At 59.1% G+C, this 16573-nt stretch carries 16 protein-coding genes; 10 read left to right on the plus strand and 6 right to left on the minus strand.

Going from position 1 to position 16573, the window contains the following annotated elements:
* Nucleotides 1–201: 201 nt before the first annotated feature.
* The 7 genes from GA0061100_RS26595 (at nt 202) to derI (ending at nt 7501) form a co-directional block, all read left to right on the plus strand.
* Nucleotides 202–1752, plus strand: a complete 1551-nt coding sequence (locus GA0061100_RS26595; protein ID WP_075855935.1) for an FGGY-family carbohydrate kinase — start codon at nt 202–204, stop codon at nt 1750–1752.
* A gap of 77 nt (nt 1753–1829) precedes the next feature.
* Nucleotides 1830–3341 carry a glycerol-3-phosphate dehydrogenase gene (locus GA0061100_RS26600; protein WP_075855836.1) on the plus strand — a complete coding sequence of 504 codons (1512 nt, stop codon included), beginning with the start codon at nt 1830–1832 and terminating at the stop codon, nt 3339–3341.
* Between the two features lie 28 nt (nt 3342–3369).
* Complete coding sequence (locus tag GA0061100_RS26605; RefSeq protein WP_075855837.1) at nt 3370–4302, plus strand: sugar phosphate isomerase/epimerase family protein; 933 nt, start codon at nt 3370–3372, stop codon at nt 4300–4302.
* Between the two features lie 128 nt (nt 4303–4430).
* Nucleotides 4431–5375 carry a sugar-binding transcriptional regulator gene (locus GA0061100_RS26610; protein WP_075855838.1) on the plus strand — a complete coding sequence of 315 codons (945 nt, stop codon included), beginning with the start codon at nt 4431–4433 and terminating at the stop codon, nt 5373–5375.
* A 116-nt stretch (nt 5376–5491) separates the two neighbouring features.
* Complete coding sequence (locus GA0061100_RS26615; protein ID WP_075855839.1) at nt 5492–6268, plus strand: DeoR/GlpR family DNA-binding transcription regulator; 777 nt, start codon at nt 5492–5494, stop codon at nt 6266–6268.
* On the plus strand, nt 6265–7035 hold the full coding sequence (locus tag GA0061100_RS26620; RefSeq protein ID WP_075855840.1) for a triose-phosphate isomerase: 771 nt from the start codon (nt 6265–6267) through the stop codon (nt 7033–7035). Before GA0061100_RS26615 ends, GA0061100_RS26620 begins: the two co-directional genes overlap by 4 nt.
* 10 nt (nt 7036–7045) lie before the next feature.
* Complete coding sequence (gene derI / locus GA0061100_RS26625) at nt 7046–7501, plus strand: D-erythrulose-4-phosphate isomerase (protein WP_075855841.1); 456 nt, start codon at nt 7046–7048, stop codon at nt 7499–7501.
* Nucleotides 7502–7698: 197 nt separating this feature from the next.
* Here derI and GA0061100_RS26630 read toward each other — a convergent pair whose 3' ends face one another.
* From GA0061100_RS26630 to GA0061100_RS26640, 3 genes are all read right to left on the minus strand, one after another.
* The gene (locus tag GA0061100_RS26630; RefSeq protein WP_075855842.1) at nt 7699–8712 is read right to left on the minus strand and encodes a polysaccharide pyruvyl transferase family protein; all 1014 of its coding nucleotides are present in this window, start codon (nt 8710–8712) and stop codon (nt 7699–7701) included.
* 58 nt (nt 8713–8770) lie between these two features.
* The gene (locus GA0061100_RS26635) at nt 8771–10255 is read right to left on the minus strand and encodes a lipopolysaccharide biosynthesis protein (RefSeq protein ID WP_075855843.1); all 1485 of its coding nucleotides are present in this window, start codon (nt 10253–10255) and stop codon (nt 8771–8773) included.
* 406 nt (nt 10256–10661) lie between these two features.
* Nucleotides 10662–11534, minus strand: a complete 873-nt coding sequence (locus tag GA0061100_RS26640) for a glycerophosphodiester phosphodiesterase family protein (RefSeq protein WP_075855844.1) — start codon at nt 11532–11534, stop codon at nt 10662–10664.
* Between the two features lie 237 nt (nt 11535–11771).
* Between GA0061100_RS26640 and GA0061100_RS26645 the strand changes: the two genes are divergently transcribed.
* Nucleotides 11772–12899, plus strand: a complete 1128-nt coding sequence (locus tag GA0061100_RS26645; RefSeq protein WP_075855845.1) for an ROK family transcriptional regulator — start codon at nt 11772–11774, stop codon at nt 12897–12899.
* A gap of 16 nt (nt 12900–12915) precedes the next feature.
* Here GA0061100_RS26645 and GA0061100_RS26650 read toward each other — a convergent pair whose 3' ends face one another.
* Complete coding sequence (locus tag GA0061100_RS26650; protein WP_075855846.1) at nt 12916–13320, minus strand: hypothetical protein; 405 nt, start codon at nt 13318–13320, stop codon at nt 12916–12918.
* A 227-nt stretch (nt 13321–13547) separates the two neighbouring features.
* On the opposite strand from GA0061100_RS26650, the gene GA0061100_RS26655 reads away from it, so the two are divergent.
* A complete protein-coding gene (locus GA0061100_RS26655) occupies nt 13548–14195 on the plus strand; it encodes a glycosyltransferase family 29 protein (RefSeq protein ID WP_075855847.1) in 648 nt (215 codons plus the stop codon).
* A 37-nt stretch (nt 14196–14232) separates the two neighbouring features.
* On the opposite strand, the gene GA0061100_RS26660 is transcribed toward GA0061100_RS26655, so the two are convergent.
* Entirely contained in the window at nt 14233–15210 is a 978-nt protein-coding gene (locus tag GA0061100_RS26660; protein WP_075855848.1) for a DUF1402 family protein, read from the minus strand.
* A 202-nt stretch (nt 15211–15412) separates the two neighbouring features.
* Between GA0061100_RS26660 and GA0061100_RS26665 the strand changes: the two genes are divergently transcribed.
* Nucleotides 15413–15748 (plus strand): hypothetical protein, encoded by a 336-nt coding sequence (locus tag GA0061100_RS26665; protein WP_075855937.1) that lies wholly within the window; start codon nt 15413–15415, stop codon nt 15746–15748.
* On the opposite strand, the gene GA0061100_RS26670 is transcribed toward GA0061100_RS26665, so the two are convergent.
* Entirely contained in the window at nt 15736–16410 is a 675-nt protein-coding gene (locus GA0061100_RS26670; RefSeq protein ID WP_075855849.1) for a transglutaminase-like cysteine peptidase, read from the minus strand. The two genes, GA0061100_RS26665 and GA0061100_RS26670, sit on opposite strands and share 13 nt — an antisense overlap.
* Between the last annotated feature and the right edge of the window lie 163 nt (nt 16411–16573).

Genomic DNA, 16573 nt, shown 5'->3' on the forward strand with positions numbered 1-16573 from the left:
GTCGGATCCGTTGCGTGGCTGGTGTCGGGTGCGCGCTGGCGCTTCGTTCGCGATCCTCCCTTTGGAATGGGGAGTATGATGGCGACGATAGGTGCGGCCTGGCTTAGATTATGCCCTTGGCCGCGTGGGGAGGAATGAAAATGTTTGTGATCTTTGTCGATGTTGCAGTCGCAGGGTGCCGCATGGTGGAGCTGGCGCGCAATGTCTAAGAGCGACGGGATCATCATCGGGATCGATGCGGGTACCTCGGTTTTGAAGGCGGTTGCCTTCGAATTATCCGGCAGGCAGATTGCTTCCGCCTCGGCGCGCAATCGCTATGAGACGGGTGAAGACGGCTCTGTCACGCAGTCACTCGGCCAGACATGGTCGGACTGCGTCAGCGCATTGCGCGGGCTTGGCGAAAAGGTCGACAACCTTGCGGCCCGAACGGCAGCGATCGCCGTAACGGGGCAGGGCGACGGCACCTGGCTTGTCGGTTCCGGCAATGCTCCCGTCGACGACGCCTGGCTCTGGCTCGATGCCCGCGCCGCGTCGACGGTTACGCGTTTAAGTGCCACGGCTGGCAATCGCGCCCGTTTCGAGGCAACCGGCACCGGTCTCAATACCTGCCAGCAGGGTGCGCAGCTCGCCCATATGGATCGCTTCATGCCTGAGCTTCTCGATCGGGCAGAGACGGCACTTCATTGCAAGGACTGGCTCTATCTCAATTTGACGGGCATCCGCGCAACTGATCCGTCCGAGGCAAGCTTTACCTTCGGCAATTTCCGCAATCGCCAATATGATCCCGTTGTCATCGATGCGCTCGGCCTTCAGCGCCGGCGCTCGCTTCTGCCCGAGATCATGGACGGCACCGAGATCAGTCATCCTCTGACGGATGCTGCAGCCAAGGCCGCCGGCCTGCTTGCAGGGACGCCGGTCTGCCTGGGTTATGTCGATATGGTCATGACCGCGCTCGGCGCCGGCGTGCGCACCGGCGGCCAGAACGCCGCCTGCTCGACGATCGGATCGACGGGCGTGCATATGCGTGCCAAGGCGGTGCCCGATGTCCAGCTCAATGAAGAGGGAACGGGCTATGTCATTGCTTTGCCGATCCCGGGTATCGTCACGCAGGTCCAGACCAACATGGGCGCGACCATCAATATCGATTGGATTCTCAAGATTGCGGCCGATCTGATGTCTGCCGAGGGCAGCAAGGTTTCCTATTCCGACCTCATTCCGCGCATCGATGCCTGGTTTGCCGAAGCGCGTCCATCGAACCTTCTTTATCACCCTTATATTTCCGAGGCGGGCGAGCGCGGTCCCTTCGTCAATGCACATGCGCGTGCCGGTTTTACCGGGCTTTCGACGCGGCACGGCTTTGCTGACATGCTGAGGGCCGTGGTCGAAGGCCTCGGCATGGCAACGCGGGATTGCTACGCGGCCATGGGCGACATGCCTTCAGAACTACGCATCACCGGAGGGGCTGCCCGTTCGCGCGCGCTGCGGGGTTCGTTATCCGCAGCCGTCAAGGCGCCGGTGCGGATTTCGGATCGAGAAGAGGCGGGTGCCGCGGGTGTTGCGATGATGGCAGCCGTTGCGATCGGCGCTTATCAGGACATGGATAGCTGCATAGCTGACTGGGTGACGCCGCTGCTGGGTGACGCCGAGGCGCCTGATCCGGCAAATGTCGAGCGCTATGACCGCCTGTTCGATGCCTACAAGGACGTGCGTCAGGCGATCGCGCCGGCCTGGGACAAGCTGGCCCAGCACTAGCTGATACGGGGCCGGCTGGCGAGCGCGGCCCTTAAAGATTGAGTTGATGATGCCTCGGGCATCCCTAGGAGCATGACATGATGGAATCGGAAATCTTTGATCTTTTCGTGATCGGCGGAGGCATCAATGGTGCCGGCATTGCTCGTGATGCGGCCGGGCGTGGCCTTTCGGTAATGATGTGCGAGAAGGGCGACCTGGCGGAAGGAACGTCCTCGCGCTCCGGCAAGCTGGTGCATGGCGGCCTGCGCTATCTCGAATATTATGAATTCCGCCTGGTGCGCGAAGCGCTGATCGAGCGCGAGGTGTTGTTGAACTCGGCAAGCCATATCATCTGGCCGATGCGTTTCGTGCTGCCGCACAGCCCCACGGACCGTCCTGCCTGGCTCGTGCGCCTCGGCCTCTTCCTCTACGATCATCTTGGCGGCCGCAAGAAGCTGCCGGGCACACGTTCGCTTGATCTCAATCGTGATCCGGAAGGGGCTCCCATCCTCGACCAATATTCGAAAGGCTTTGAATATTCCGACTGTTGGGTTGATGACGCCCGGCTTGTCGTCCTCAATGCGCTCGATGCGTCTGCCAAGGGTGCGCAGATCCTGACGCGTACGACTTGCGTCAGCGCGCGACGCGATCAGGGCAACTGGGTCGTTCAGATGCGCGACGAGCGTTCCGGTGACGTGCGCACCGTTCGCGCCCGTGTGCTGGTGAATGCAGCCGGCCCCTGGGTCAATGACATTATCGGCCGTGTCGTCGGCTCGAATAGCCAGCGCAGCGTCCGGCTCGTCAAGGGCAGCCACATCATCGTGCCGAAATTCTGGGCCGGCCAGCAGGCCTATCTGGTTCAGAACCACGACAAGCGCGTGATCTTCATCAATCCCTATGAGGGCGACAAGGCGCTGATCGGGACAACCGACATTCCCTACGAAGGCAAGCCGGAAGAGGTGAAAGCCGACGAGAAGGAGATCGATTATCTGATCGCGGCCGTCAATCGCTACTTCAAGGAAAAGCTGCGCCGTTCCGACGTGCTCGAAAGCTTCTCCGGCGTCCGGCCGCTGTTCGACGATGGCAAGGGCAATCCTTCGGCAGTCACCCGCGACTACGTCTTTGATCTCGACGAGACCGGCGGTGCGCCGCTCCTAAGCGTCTTCGGCGGCAAGATCACGACGTTCCGCAAGCTTTCCGAGCACGCCATGCAGCGGCTTGCAAAATTCTTCCCGAAGATGGGCGGCGACTGGACGCGGGGTGCCGTTCTACCGGGCGGCGAGATTCCGAATGCCGATTATGTCGCCTTCGCCGATACGCTGCGAGCCGCCTATCCGTGGATGCCGCGCGATCTCGTCAACCACTATGGTCACCTCTATGGCGTCCGTACCAAGCAGATCGTCCGCAATGCCGCGTCCCTCGCTGAGCTCGGCCGGCATTTTGGCGGCAATCTCTATGAAGCCGAAGTTCGCTATCTCGTCGCGTCCGAGTGGGCGCAGGCGGCCGAAGACGTGCTGATGCGCCGCACCAAGGAAGGTCTGCGCATGACGACTGAGCAGAAGGCGGCTTTCTCCGCCTGGTTCGATGCCGAGCTGGCGCTCGCCGCCTGAACCAAGAGACCTTTCCGGGAGACCGTAAATGCCCCTGACGCTTTCACTCAACACCAATCCGCTGGTGAACCGTTTTGCCGAGCCTTCCGATCTCATCGAAACGGTTGCGCGCGATCTACGCATCCGCGACCTGCAGCTGACGCATGAATTCATCAATCCGAGCTGGCAGGCACCGACCATTCGCCGCCTGACGCGTGATATGCAGGCAGCACTGAGGCGGACGGGCGTTCGCGTGACGTCGGGCATGACCGGTCCCTACGGTCGTCTCAACCATTTCGGTCATCCCGACAAGGATGTGCGACGCTATTATGTCGACTGGTTCAAGACTTTTGCCGATATCACCGCCGATCTCGGCGGCCATTCCGTCGGCACGCAGTTCGCGATCTTCACCTACAAGGACTATGACGATCCGGCGCGACGTGAGGAGTTGATTGAGATCGCGATCGATTGCTGGGGCGAGGTGGCGGAACACGCCCGGGGTGCCGGCCTCTCCTATATCTTCTGGGAGCCGATGAGCATCGGCCGCGAATTCGGCGAGACGATCGAGGCCTGCCTTTCCCTGCAGGACAGATTGACGACGGCGCCGTTCGCCATACCGATGTGGATGATGGCCGATATCGATCATGGCGACGTCACCTCGTCCAATCCCGACGATTTTGATCCCTATGCCTGGGCGCGTGCGGTCCCGAAAGTCTCGCCGATCATCCACATCAAGCAGAGCCTGATGGACAAGGGTGGACATCGTCCCTTCACGGCGGAATTCAACGCCAAGGGCCGTATCCAGCCGGAGCCGTTGCTGAAGGCTTTTGCCGAGGGCGGCGCCAGGGACAATGAAATCTGCCTGGAACTCTCGTTTAAGGAGCGTGAGCCCAATGATCGCCAGGTCATCGCGCAGATTGCCGAAAGCATTGCCTTCTGGGCGCCTCATATCGACACGGGCGCTGGCGACTTGCATATCTAACCGCTGGAGTGGTCGAGTCCCGATTCCGCAGGCACCTTATTCTCCGAAGGGAGAGATTGCCGGAATCGGGAGTGTGCCGGAAAAGACAGGCGAGGGATTATGCAAAAGGAAATGAAAGGGATCGGTCGATGACGGATGCGGATGCTTCGCTCGCCGTGCGGGCAGCCTGGTTGCACTATGCCGGCGGACTGACGCAGTCCGAAGTGGCAAAACGTCTCGGCGTTCCCTCGGTGAAGGCGCATCGTCTGATCGCGCGCGCCGTTGCCGAAGGCGTCGTCAAGGTGACCATCGATGGCGATATCGTCGAATGCGTCGAGCTCGAGACGCAGCTCGCAGCGCGTTTCGGCCTGCAATATTGCGAGGTCGCGCCGGATCTTGGCGAGGAGGGTTTCGAGTTTCGCGCACTCGGGCAGGCGGGTGCCGGCTTTTTGCGACGTGAGATCGAAGGCGGCAACAACAAGGTGATCGGCCTCGGCCACGGGCGGACGCTTTCGTCTGCCGTTCATCACATGGCGCGCGTCAGCGCCAAGGATTTGCGCTTCGTCTCGCTGCTTGGCGGGCTTACCAGAAACTATGCGGCCAATCCCTATGATGTCATGCACCGCATTGCGGAAAAGACCGGCATGCAGTCGCATGTGATGCCGGTGCCGTTCTTTGCCAATACGCGCGAAGACCGCGACGTGCTGCTTGCCCAGCGCGGCGTGAAGGAAGTCTTTGACCTCGCAAATGGTGCCGATCTCAAGCTCGTCGGTCTCGGCACGGTCGATACTGATGCCCAGCTCGTCTTGTCGGGCATGGTCGAGCCGAAAGAGATCAAGGAGATCACCGCGGCGGGCGGCGTCGGCGAAATTCTCGGCCATTTCTTTGATGCCGATGGCAATATCCTTGAGACCATGCTGACATCACGCACATTGTCTGCCTCTTTGCCGCGCACGAAGGGCGAGCGGCTGGTGGCGCTTTCCGGCGGGTTGCCGAAGGTCGAGGCCATCCGCGCGGTCCTCAAGAGCCGCTGTCTCTACGGTCTGATCACGGACGAGAAAACAGCGCGGGCACTGCTGAAGGACCAGATGTGATGCAGTCTGCGTGAAAACACGATTTCATCTCAATGTAACAACAGAAATGTTGAATTGTGAGACTTTGATGTTATATTCTTCCAAGTTCCATTTCGGGCCAATTGCCGGAGTGCAAGGTGAAACGCGAAGAGCGCCAGCAATCGATCATCAATCTGCTCGTAGAGCATAAGACCGTCGATCTCGACGATCTGGCCGATCGCTTCATCGTGTCCAAGATGACGATCCATCGCGATCTCGACGATCTCGAGCAGGCTGGTGTGCTGCGCAAGGTTCGCGGTGGTGCGACCATCGATGCCGGTACCCAGTTCGAAAGCGATTTCCGTTTCCGTGAGCGCCAGGGCCATGACGAAAAGCTCGCCATGGCGCGCGCAGCGCTCGATCTGGTCGAGCCCGGCATGACCGTCATGATCAATGACGGATCCATGGCGGCCGTTCTCGGTGAAATGCTGCTGCAGAAAAGGCCCCTGACGCTGATCACCAACAATGCCGCGATCATAGACCGTATGAAGAATGAAAGCGGCATCACGCTGATCGCGCTCGGCGGCGTCTATTCAGCCAAGTTCAACGCCTTTCTGGGCGTCGTCACCGAGGAGGCACTGTCGCGGCTGCGCGCCGATATCGCCTTCCTGTCGACGCCGGCCGTTTCCGGCAAGCTTGCCTATCACATGGACGATAATGTCGTGCGCACGAAGCGGGCGATGATTGCATCGGCCGCCAGGAGTTGCCTACTCGTCAACCATCAGCGCATCGGACATACGGCCCTGCATGTGATGGCCGATCTTGCCGATTTCGATGCCGTGATTACCGATCAAGCGCCTGATGCCGCCATTGTCGAGCAATTTCGCTGCGACGGCATCGTCCTTACCATCGCCTCGAACCAGGATATGACATGACAGAGAAGCCTCGCTATTGGATCGGCACAAGCTGGAAGATGAACAAGACGCTGGCCGAGGCGCGCGCCTTCGCGGAAGCGCTACGTGCCGCCGATGCCTTGCGCGATACGCGCATCCAGCGCTTCATCATTCCGCCGTTCACGGCCGTCCGCGAGGTCAAGTCGATCCTGTCGGAAAGCTCCGTCAAGGTCGGTGCCCAGAATATGCATTGGGCCGACCAGGGTGCCTGGACGGGGGAAATCTCGCCGCTGATGCTGAAGGATTGCAATCTCGACATCGTCGAGCTCGGCCATTCGGAGCGTCGCGAGTTTTTTGGCGAGACCAATGAGACCGTCGGCCTGAAGACCGAGGCCGCCGTCCGCCATGGATTGATCCCGCTCATCTGTGTTGGTGAGACATTGGCCGATCGCGAAAGTGGCCGCGCAGCGGAGATCCTGAGCGAGCAGGTCATCGGCGCTCTATCGAAGCTCTCGGATGGCCAGAAGCAGGCCGAAATTCTGCTCGCCTATGAGCCGGTCTGGGCGATCGGCGAGAAGGGGATCCCCGCCGAGCCTTCCTATGCCGATGCGCGCCAGGCCGAAATCATCGCGGTCGCGCAAAAGGCGCTCGGTCGAGAGATTCCATGCCTCTACGGCGGATCGGTCAATCCGCAAAACTGTGAAGAACTCATATCCTGCCCGCACGTAGACGGGCTTTTCATCGGCCGCTCGGCCTGGAACGTCGAAGGTTATCTCGACATTCTCGCCAAGTGCGCCGCCAAACTCTGAGGAGCATACAATGAAGCTTGCTATTGCTGGAGACAGCGCCGGCGAAGGCCTCGCCAAGGTTCTCGCCGATCATCTCAAGGATCGTTTCGACGTGAGCGAAGTATCACGCACGCAGCAAGGCCCTGATGCGTTTTATGCCAATCTCGCCGACCGCGTCGCTTCCGGTGTCATCGACGGCACCTACGATAAGGCGATCCTCGTCTGTGGTACCGGCATCGGCGTCTGCATCTCGGCCAACAAGGTGCCGGGCATTCGCGCTGCTCTGACCCATGACACCTATTCGGCGGAGCGCGCCGCGCTCTCGAACAACGCCCAGATCATCACCATGGGCGCCCGCGTCATCGGCACCGAGCTTGCCAAGGCCATTGCCGATGCGTTCCTGGCGCAGACCTTTGACGAGAACGGCCGTTCTGCCGGCAACGTCAAGGCCATGAACGAAGTGGATGCGAAGTACAACGCCCGTTAAGGGCAGCTTTGGTCTGAAGCCGTGAAATCGAGTGGTGTGGCAAGCCTTGGCTGCATCGCGCCGCTTGGCGGATGGCTGCCTCTCAAACGAAATCAGCCTCCAAAAAACCGGGCGGAATCGCTTAAGTGATTCCGCCCGATATTATGTTGTGGTCCTGCCGCCGGATCGTGGGTCGGCGGCGTGCGACCGGGACTGCGTCAGGCAGCTGGTGCCAATGGTTGCGTGGCCGCCTGGTGGCGCGCCCAGGCAATACCGTCGTCGAGTGAGGTCGCGCGGTAGGCCAGATCAGTACCGCCGGAAAATGCGGCCATGAACCGACGTATCTTGCCATAGCTATTGTCCAGCACCGCGTGCGGCCGTCCAAGCAGGATCGAGCAGATGTGGACATGCAACCGGTCTGTGACGATCGCCCGGCCACGAGAGATCTGACGGATGCCGCGCCGCAGTCGGTTATGCGCCGCCGCGTCGAGTTTGCGCAGCCGTATCTCTGCCGGCTTGAGGGTCAGCAAAGCCGTTGCCGCGCCGAACGCCTTGGAGATGCGCACACGCTTGGCGGATTCAGTCGTCCAGTCCTCCTTCGGAATATCGGGATAGGCAGAAAAATTGGCATCTCCCACCTTCTCGAGATCGGATCGCAGCATGGCCAGCACCGGAAATTCCGGTTCGTCCGGCTGGATCGTTCCAATGCTGAAGGCCATATCTGGGCAAAGACGCACTTCGCAGTCGAAGTGCTTATGGGCAAACTCCTTCGATTCTTCGTCGCGTACCAGCAATACGAAGTTCTTGTGGCGTCCGATGACGCGAGCACTTTCCTCGATCCGCGCCTGAGACTTGTAATGGATGGATTGCGGGAACTGGATCACCTGCCGATTGGGGAAGCGCTCAAGCACCCGTTCGCGAAAGTCCTGATGCGCATCCCAGATGTCGCCGAAATTGCCGCCGCCATGGATGAAGATCGGGCCTGTCGGCATGGTGCGCTCGAGTTGCTCGGGCGAAAAATCGTCGATCCGCGAGACATAGGTCGGCCGCTTGCCATATCGCCTGTTGAGATAGGCCATTTCGCCCAGCCAAATGGCGGAGTCGCCGCAATTGCGGATGTCAGGAAAATCGAGGATTGCCAGAGGCTCATCATTGCTGACGTAGTCTTTCAGGCAATCGTGGATCATGTTGTCCAGTTTCGCGATCAGCACTTGATTTGATTGTAATGTCATTTCCCCATTCCCCCGTTTAGATGACAGGTCAGTCTCGGCCGACATCGGCCGCATGTTTTCAGGCAGGACGAAGTTTCGGCAGCACCTTGCCGATGATGTTGCGAACCTCCGTTTCAGGACCGGCCGGCCGCTTCATCACCGTCCACAGCAGGAGTGTCGAACCGCAATAGAGCAGGCCACCGAGCAGGATCAGGATTGCGAGGTGTGTGACGAGCACGAGTTTGTCGTCCGTGTAGGCGAGATGACTTGAAGCGAGCGAAACGCCTGCTGCCATCACGGCCACGCTCGCGAGCGCCCGAAGGTTCACCGACAATTGCTTGGCGACACTGATGCCGGTGAAGCGGCGTACGAGCATCATGTTGACGAAGGTACTGAAGAGGCCGGTGAATACGCGGCCGGCGATGACGCCTGGAAGTCCGTAGAGGATGAGGCCGCCGATCATGATCGGCACGCGCAGGCAGAACATCTGCGTGTCGCGAAGGAAGAGCACGCGCGTCTCGCCCTTTGCCATGCCGAGCGGCTGCACCAGGGAGCCCAGCGTCTGCAGTGCGAAGACAGAGGCGAGTGACTGGATGATGAAGATGACCGGCGTCCATTTGTCGCCAAGCGCGAGCCTGACCAGCGGATCGGCAGTCACTGCAACGCCGATGCCGGCCGGAAGGGCGACGGCGGCAACCAGTGCCTGCACACGCTGATAGGCGGCGGCAAGCCTGCCGGGATCATTGTGAATGCCAGCGAAAGCCGGATAGATCGTCTGGGTGAGGGGCGCTGTCGCCTCCCGCGTCGGCATCATGGCAAGGTTGCTTCCGACCGAATAATAGCCGAGCTGGATGCCGCCGAGCATCTTGCCAACAAGCAGATAGTCGAAGCGCCAGTTGAGCGTGCTGACGATCTGGCCGGCGGTAAGCCAGGCCGAGAAGGAGAAGAATTCCCGCATGTGCTGGAAGGTGATCCTCGGCCGGAACGGCAGCACGAGATAGGAAACGACGACATTCGTCGCCTGACTGATCAGCGTGCCTACAACCAGTGCCCAATAACTTTGATAGATGATCGCGATCGCAACCGAGGCGACAAAGCCGGCGAACTTCTGCGAAACGGCGAGCACGAATTCCTGCCAGAAGATCAGATCGCGTTGCAGCATGATGCGGCGGGGATTGGTAAGGCCGCCCATGAGCATGCTGATGCCGAGAGCGAACATGACGCCCGTCAGCCTTGGCTCGTTGAACAGGGCGGCGGCCGGATAGGCAAAGATCGCAAAGAGGATGCAGATCGCCAGTCCTCGTGCAGCATTCAGCGTCCAGGCCGCGCTGAAATGCGATTCATCCGGCGCGTCATGGCGGATCAGCGCCTCCGAAAGGGAAAGTTCGGTAATGGTCGTGACGATCATGAGGATCGTCATGCCGAGAGCAACCACGCCGAAGTCGGCAGGCGCCAGGTAGCGGGCCAATACGAAGGTGCTAAGCGTCGCAAGCCCGTTCACGATGGTTCGAGACAGACTTAACCACATGCTTCCCTTGACGAGCCGTCCCGTGATGCTGCTCATACGATACTGAAGTCCCACTGCGCTGTGATGCGACCTCTTAACCGCACAGATTTTCCGTGCCGTACCAACGTCTTAGAGCTGGAACGGCTGCGCAAAATTATGCAGAATTATATGGTCACTGTGGATGGGGCGGACCCCGGCGTCTCAGCGGGAACTAGTTCAGCGAATCCTTAAGTCAACATTTTCGGTTCATTTTCGCGTCAGTTTTAATTCATTTCCGCATCATTTTGTTCGCAGTGCAGCATTTGCGTTATAGAGGGGGATGATGTGGACGCGTTCCGCCTATAGGAACCATGCCTGTTTACAGGAAAAGATGTGCTTCGATGCGGATGGCCAGAACGCAAAAGCCCGGACGATCGCAAGACCGCCCGGGCTTTTCTATCTGACCCTTGAGCCGAAGAACCTGTCAGTTGCCGCTTCTCAACGCGAGCCACCGCTTGAACTCGACATTCGTATCGGTCTGGATGGCGCCGACGCCGGCGTCAAGCAGCGCTCCCCAGACGCCTTCGGGGTCACTGAGTGCGCGGCTGTCGTTGAAGTCGACATTGTGGGAGACGTCGAGTGTATTGATCCAGAGGCGGATATTCTGGCGTTCCAGTTCCTCGCGCCCGGCGGCAAGATCGGCAATGTCGGTAAACTTCACCTCGATCATTGGCGCCTTGAGCGGTTCGATCATCCTGAGGTCCTCGGTGAATTTTCCGGGCCGGACGGGAAACATCGGCATATGCGGGATCGAGCCGAACCAATCGGCATCCAGCACTGGGAAGCAGCCGCTTTGCGGTTCGACATCCGACTTGATGATGACGTGATCCTCGGCACCTAGCCGTCGCACCGCGGCAATCACCAGGGGCAGTTCACGCGGGAATTTCGTGTCGATATTGACGAAGACGCGCCCGCGCGCTTCCTCCAGCGCTTCTTCGAGCGTGGGGATGCGTTCATCCGTCGATGCCGCCGTTTCTCCACCGGCGCCGGCGCGCAGTCGCGCGTCGCGGACCGTGGCAAAGTTGCTCGTTCCGACGACACCCTTGGCGGAAGTGGTGCGGTCCAGCGTCTTGTCGTGGATGACGACGAGATGGCCGTCGGCAGTTGCCTGCGTGTCGATTTCGACGAATTCTACGCCAAGTTCGGCTGCCGCGCGGATTGCCGCCAATGAATTTTCAGGAGCTGCCGACCAGAGTCCACGATGGGCAATCGTCAAAATGTCCGGGTTGGCCCGTGAGAGCAGGTCATAGATATCGGCATTGCGGGATAAGGGAGAGATGGCGGTCTGGCTGTGCATGGGAGGAGCTTTCGTGAGCTGTCGATTTTCAGGCGGAATGAGCTGATTTGAGGTTGGAAGTCGGATGTGGACGCCAATGGCTGCGGCCGACGCGGCGCACCGGTATCGATTGCGTCCATGGCTATTAATACACATAAAGTGTAATATTTATGACGCGCGGTGCGAATATGTGACGGTTCGGATTGTGCACAGCCGGACGAGCAGTTAAGTCGGAGTGACAGGATCAGGATTGCAGTCATGGCAGCGCTTGAAAAATCCCCACTGGCAAGCGAAAACGAGCGCCTCATCCTCGATATTGTCCGCCGGCATGAGCCGATCGCGCGCGCGACGATTACCGCCCACACCAATTTGACGCAGCAATCGGTGCATCGTCTCGTCGAGACATTGACGGCTCGCGGGTTGCTTCGTGCCGGTGCACCGTTCAAGGGCGCTCGGGGGCAGCCGAGCCCGACTATCGAATTGCAGCGGCAGGCGGTCTATTCGCTTGGCATTTCCGTCAATACCGACGCCGTGACGTTGTCACTTGCAGACTTCGGCTGCGATATAGTCGATCAGGAGGTGCTGAAGGGCGTACCCGCCGACCGCACGGCAACGCTTGCAATCCTTGCCGAGAAACTGAGTTCGATCCTGGCGCGCCATGAGATATCGCGCGCAAATCTCATCGGACTTGGCTTTGCCATGTCGGGCTTCTTCGTCGGCGATGATCGTCGCTTCAATGCTCCGGAGCCGCTGCGCGACTGGTCTCTGGTCGATCTGCAGCCGGAACTCGAGCATGTGTTCGCACTGCCGGCCTGGTCGGAAAACAACGCAACGACGGGTGCGATCGGCGAGAGCCTGCGCGGTGTCGGGCGCTGGTGCCAGACCTTCGCATACCTGTCCTTCAACTACGGGTTTGGTGGCGGTCTTGTTCTTGAAGGAAGGCCCTATCTCGGCTTCCATGGGAATGCCGGCGAGTTCAGCGTCATCTACAATCCGGATGAAGCATTGCACCGGCCGGCTTTGCAATATCTCATCGCCAGATTGCGCGAGAGCGGTGTCGACATAGGTTCCATCGAAGAGCTGAAACAAAATTTCGATCCTTCCTGGCCGGCCGTCGAGAGCTGGCTCTCCGAGACCATGCCGATGCTCGACCGTCTGATCGCCACGCTTGCCGGGGTCATCGATCCGCAAGCCATCGTCTTCGGTGGCCAGCTACCGTCCGAACTCGGGAAAATGATGATCGAGCGCGCTCAGCTGCCGTCGCAGCGTCCGCATCGCTATGGTGCCGCACCGCCAGGACCCCGGCTGGTTCTCAGCGAAGCCAAAGGGGATGCCAGTGCGATCGGCGCAGCTCTGCTTCCATTGAAATTCCGCTATTTTCTGTAAGCGTGCCGACCGCCTGTCATGCAGGATTACCGGATGGCGCCGCTTGACTATCCGGTATTTGCCAGCTCTCCGGCAGGTCGGCAAAATAACCCCACGAGGCCCAGGAGAGATCGCCCCGATTGCTTGGTCGCGTCGCCAGCCGCCATTCCGGTGGATCTGAGAACCCATGCCAAATCTGCCGCATCAAAAGCATGTCCTCGCCATCACATGTCGCATAAAATTCGACATCAAGACTGCGAAGGTCACTTGCTTCGATGCCGAATACCGAATGGCCGGCATCGAATATGGAAGCCCAGGTAATCGTCTTTACCGCCCTGTCCTGAAATCCGGCGAACTGTAAGTCCGCCACCTTATCGGGAACGTCCCACGGGTCCGCTTCCCAATCGTTCGACGTCGAGTTCATGCGATCCACTTGCTTCATAAGCCGTCCACTCGATCCGCTTTTCGGCATTGAGAGCCGATAGTCTATGGCGATTTGGCGCGGTCTGCCAGGGAAGCCTCTTTCATTGTCGTTGCCTTGTGAGGGGCCGTCAAATACGCATATCCGGCAGACGGATCACATTTGTTCGGACGTGCTGGAACAGTTGGTCGAGGGGATTTCAGTTCCGCATCATCTATGTTTCAGTATGCTGTCAGAACCGCTTGCTAATGCACAGCCGTATTTTCTGGACGACCGTATTGGCGCGCAAGACTGCAATCATTGTCGGTAATGGCAAGCTGGAACGCGATATCGCCGGTATCGTGGACGAGGCGCAATTCGTCATGCGTTTCAACGAGCCGATCCTTTCCGGAGGCATGAGCGGCGAGCGCACCGACATGATCATGCTGGCTGCCTCGAGCAAGATCCTGTATCGGCGGCTTCTCGAGCCGAGCTTCATGGATAACGCCGCGCTCAAGGCCGCAAAGGTCTTCATGCTTGCCTATCACCCTGATATCATTCGAAAATATCACCCCCGGCCTAACATCTTCCAGCGTCTGCAGGGTCGACGGGCTGACTGGACGATGCAGGCAATCGAGTTGTTGGGCAGGGCCGGTAAGGAGATCCGCATCATGCCGCCGCAGACCTATATGGACGGCTGCGGCGAGCTCGGCATTTCCGGGCCTCGCATGCACAGGGTCTTTCCCAGCACCGGTTTCCTTGGCATCTGTTATGCACTCGCAAGATTTCCCGCGTCCGAATGGGACGTCAAGCTATGCGGCTTTGGCTGGGAGGGGTGGAAGCGGCATGATTGGCAGAATGAGCGAGCCTGGGTCGAAAACAAGATTGCCAACGACCGCGTCAGCTTGATCGCCTGATCCAACCGATGTTCTTCAGTCACAAAGTTCTGCCGGCTTACTGGCTATTATCGCTGCCAAGCAATCCGCGAAGCTCTGGCAGCTTATCATTCACCAGCCAGCCATAGTAATTTTCTTCCGGCAGCTTCTTACCGCCCGAAGCGTCCGCCGCCTGTCGTAAGGCAAGCGCGCGGCGGCGCGGCTGGCCGACATTGTAAAGTGTCGCGGTCAGACCGGGATTGTCGGTGATGTCGAAGCCTTGGGCGCGATAGGCGTCGATGGCATCCCGCACGATCGCGGCGATATAGATCACGCTGCGATCGGGGTCCATGATGTCGCGGTAGATCGCTTGCGGGTCGTCGACCGAGAGCTTCGGCAGACCGCTCGTCGCATGCACTAGATCGGTGACTTCAAGGGCCGTCAAAGGGCTGATCTGTCCAAGGCCGAAGGTCTGGCCCGCAAAGAAGGGCTGGAAGAAGGCGCGCTGAAACGTCATGTTTTCGTAGGTGACGCCATCGATAACCTTGCCGCGAAAGGTCTTATCCCACGTCTCGTCGCGGCATTCCCACAATTCGGCACTGCCGGTGAAGGCGTTGCAATGGGCAAATTCCGGCTTCTTCAGGAAGGTCTGGACGGTGACGTCCTTGTAGGCGAACTTGAAATCGGACTGCGAATAGGCGAGCGCCTTGACGTAGTAGGACTTCACTCTGTTGACGATCGTGATGTTGTAGGTGTGTTCACCGACAAGGGCGCCAACGATGTGGATGGGGTCGATCTGGTAGGCCTGGCCGGCCTTCTTGATCGAGGCCATCAAGTCCTTGTCGTCGCGAAGCACTCCGACGATCTTCTGGTATTTTTCGTCGTAAGTCGTGTTGAAGGCCTTGGCTCGCAGCACCGAGGTATTGGGTATGGGTGGCTGAACGCTGTTGCGGTTGCCTGGCGGTACGCGCTGGAGCTCGTGCGCGAAACTGGCACTCGTCAATGCAAGAACAAGAAGAAGACCGAGTGCCGGGATTGTCGACAGGCGTGTTCGCATTCGCAAAGTGACTTTCCAAAATATTCCCCGGCGCAGGGACGATCTTCATACGCGATCACTGCATGAAGACAAGAGCGGATGCTTCTTCTGCCCCGCGAATCACAATAAACTTCAAGAAAGGCAGCTTTTGGCTGCAGAGGCATGTGGGACACCGCCGTTGAAGGTTGCAAGCCCTTTGGCCTTGATTTCCGAGAGGGTGCCGGTGAAACATCTTGTGATCGCAGGAAGCGTCTTGCTTGCCGCCGCCCCGGGGGAAGCCTTGCCGACGATGGCGGATGTTCCCGCACTCGCCAAGGCGGCGGTCGCGCGACGCATAGAGGTTCCTCCCTCAGCCATCCATATTCTGGCAGTCAAGCCGAGTGAACGAATGCCGGGCTTCGTCGTCTGCGGTCGTGTCGATACGGGGACTGCGAATGACAGCACTGGTGCTGAAAGCGGAGAGCGCTTCTTCGTCGTTATCCCCGGCGATTTTGCCATCCTGGATCAGGACGGTAAGGGTCTTGTTGATAGCTATTGGGCTGCCAATCACTGCGAGTGAGAAGCCAATGCCTTGCTGATCATGGCAAGCTCCTCCGGCGTACGTCCCGATTCCAGCCGTACCCAATTGTTCGGATTGTCGGCCGTCTGGCGCTTGATGAAGGTATAACCCGTTCCGCTCCAGTTTTTGACCGTATCGGTGAGATTGTCGAGGATGAGATCGCCGTCGTTCGTGCGTGCCATCAGGACAAGATGTCCTTCGTTATGGGTATCGAGAACGACCGTCAGCAGCAGGGCAGAGCGTGGCCAGCCAGCCTCCACGAGCAATTTCTTCTTTAGGAGAACATAGTCGTTGCAGTTGCCGGCGCCATCATCGGGATAGGTCCACCAGTTGATGATGCCGAGCTTGTAGATGCCGTAATGATCATTGTCGCCGATGCCCTCGATCTCATGATTGACCAGGCTGTTGATCTGCTGCAGCTGCTCCCGGCGGTCATGATCGAGATTGGCGAACTCCGTGCTCTTTTGGCCGGCCAGACATTCTGCTGGCTGCGCGTTGCAGAAGTTGGTCCAGCCGACAGGCACGCTCGCATCCGTCACCTCACGCGCAAACTGGTGTGCGTGTGCCGCGGCGGTATTCGCCACAGGTTTTGCCGTAGTTGCCGTCGAAAACAACAGACCGGCGACGAAGAGAAAGCTTGCAGCGACTAGAAGTGAACGCATACTCGGCTCCATGAGTTGGGCTCATGAAATCCGACGCGGTCAAATTTATTCGGAACAAGATTATTTGCATTTTATCGAATCCGCGCTTTTGGCCGGTGCGGAATTAGCCGATATCCATCTAGGCATCGAATTTATGATTTCCGATCGGTTATCAAGCCTGTTT

The sequence above is a fragment of the Martinezella hainanensis genome (assembly GCF_900094555.1).
GTDB classification, from domain to species: Bacteria; Pseudomonadota; Alphaproteobacteria; order Rhizobiales; family Rhizobiaceae; genus Rhizobium; species Rhizobium hainanense.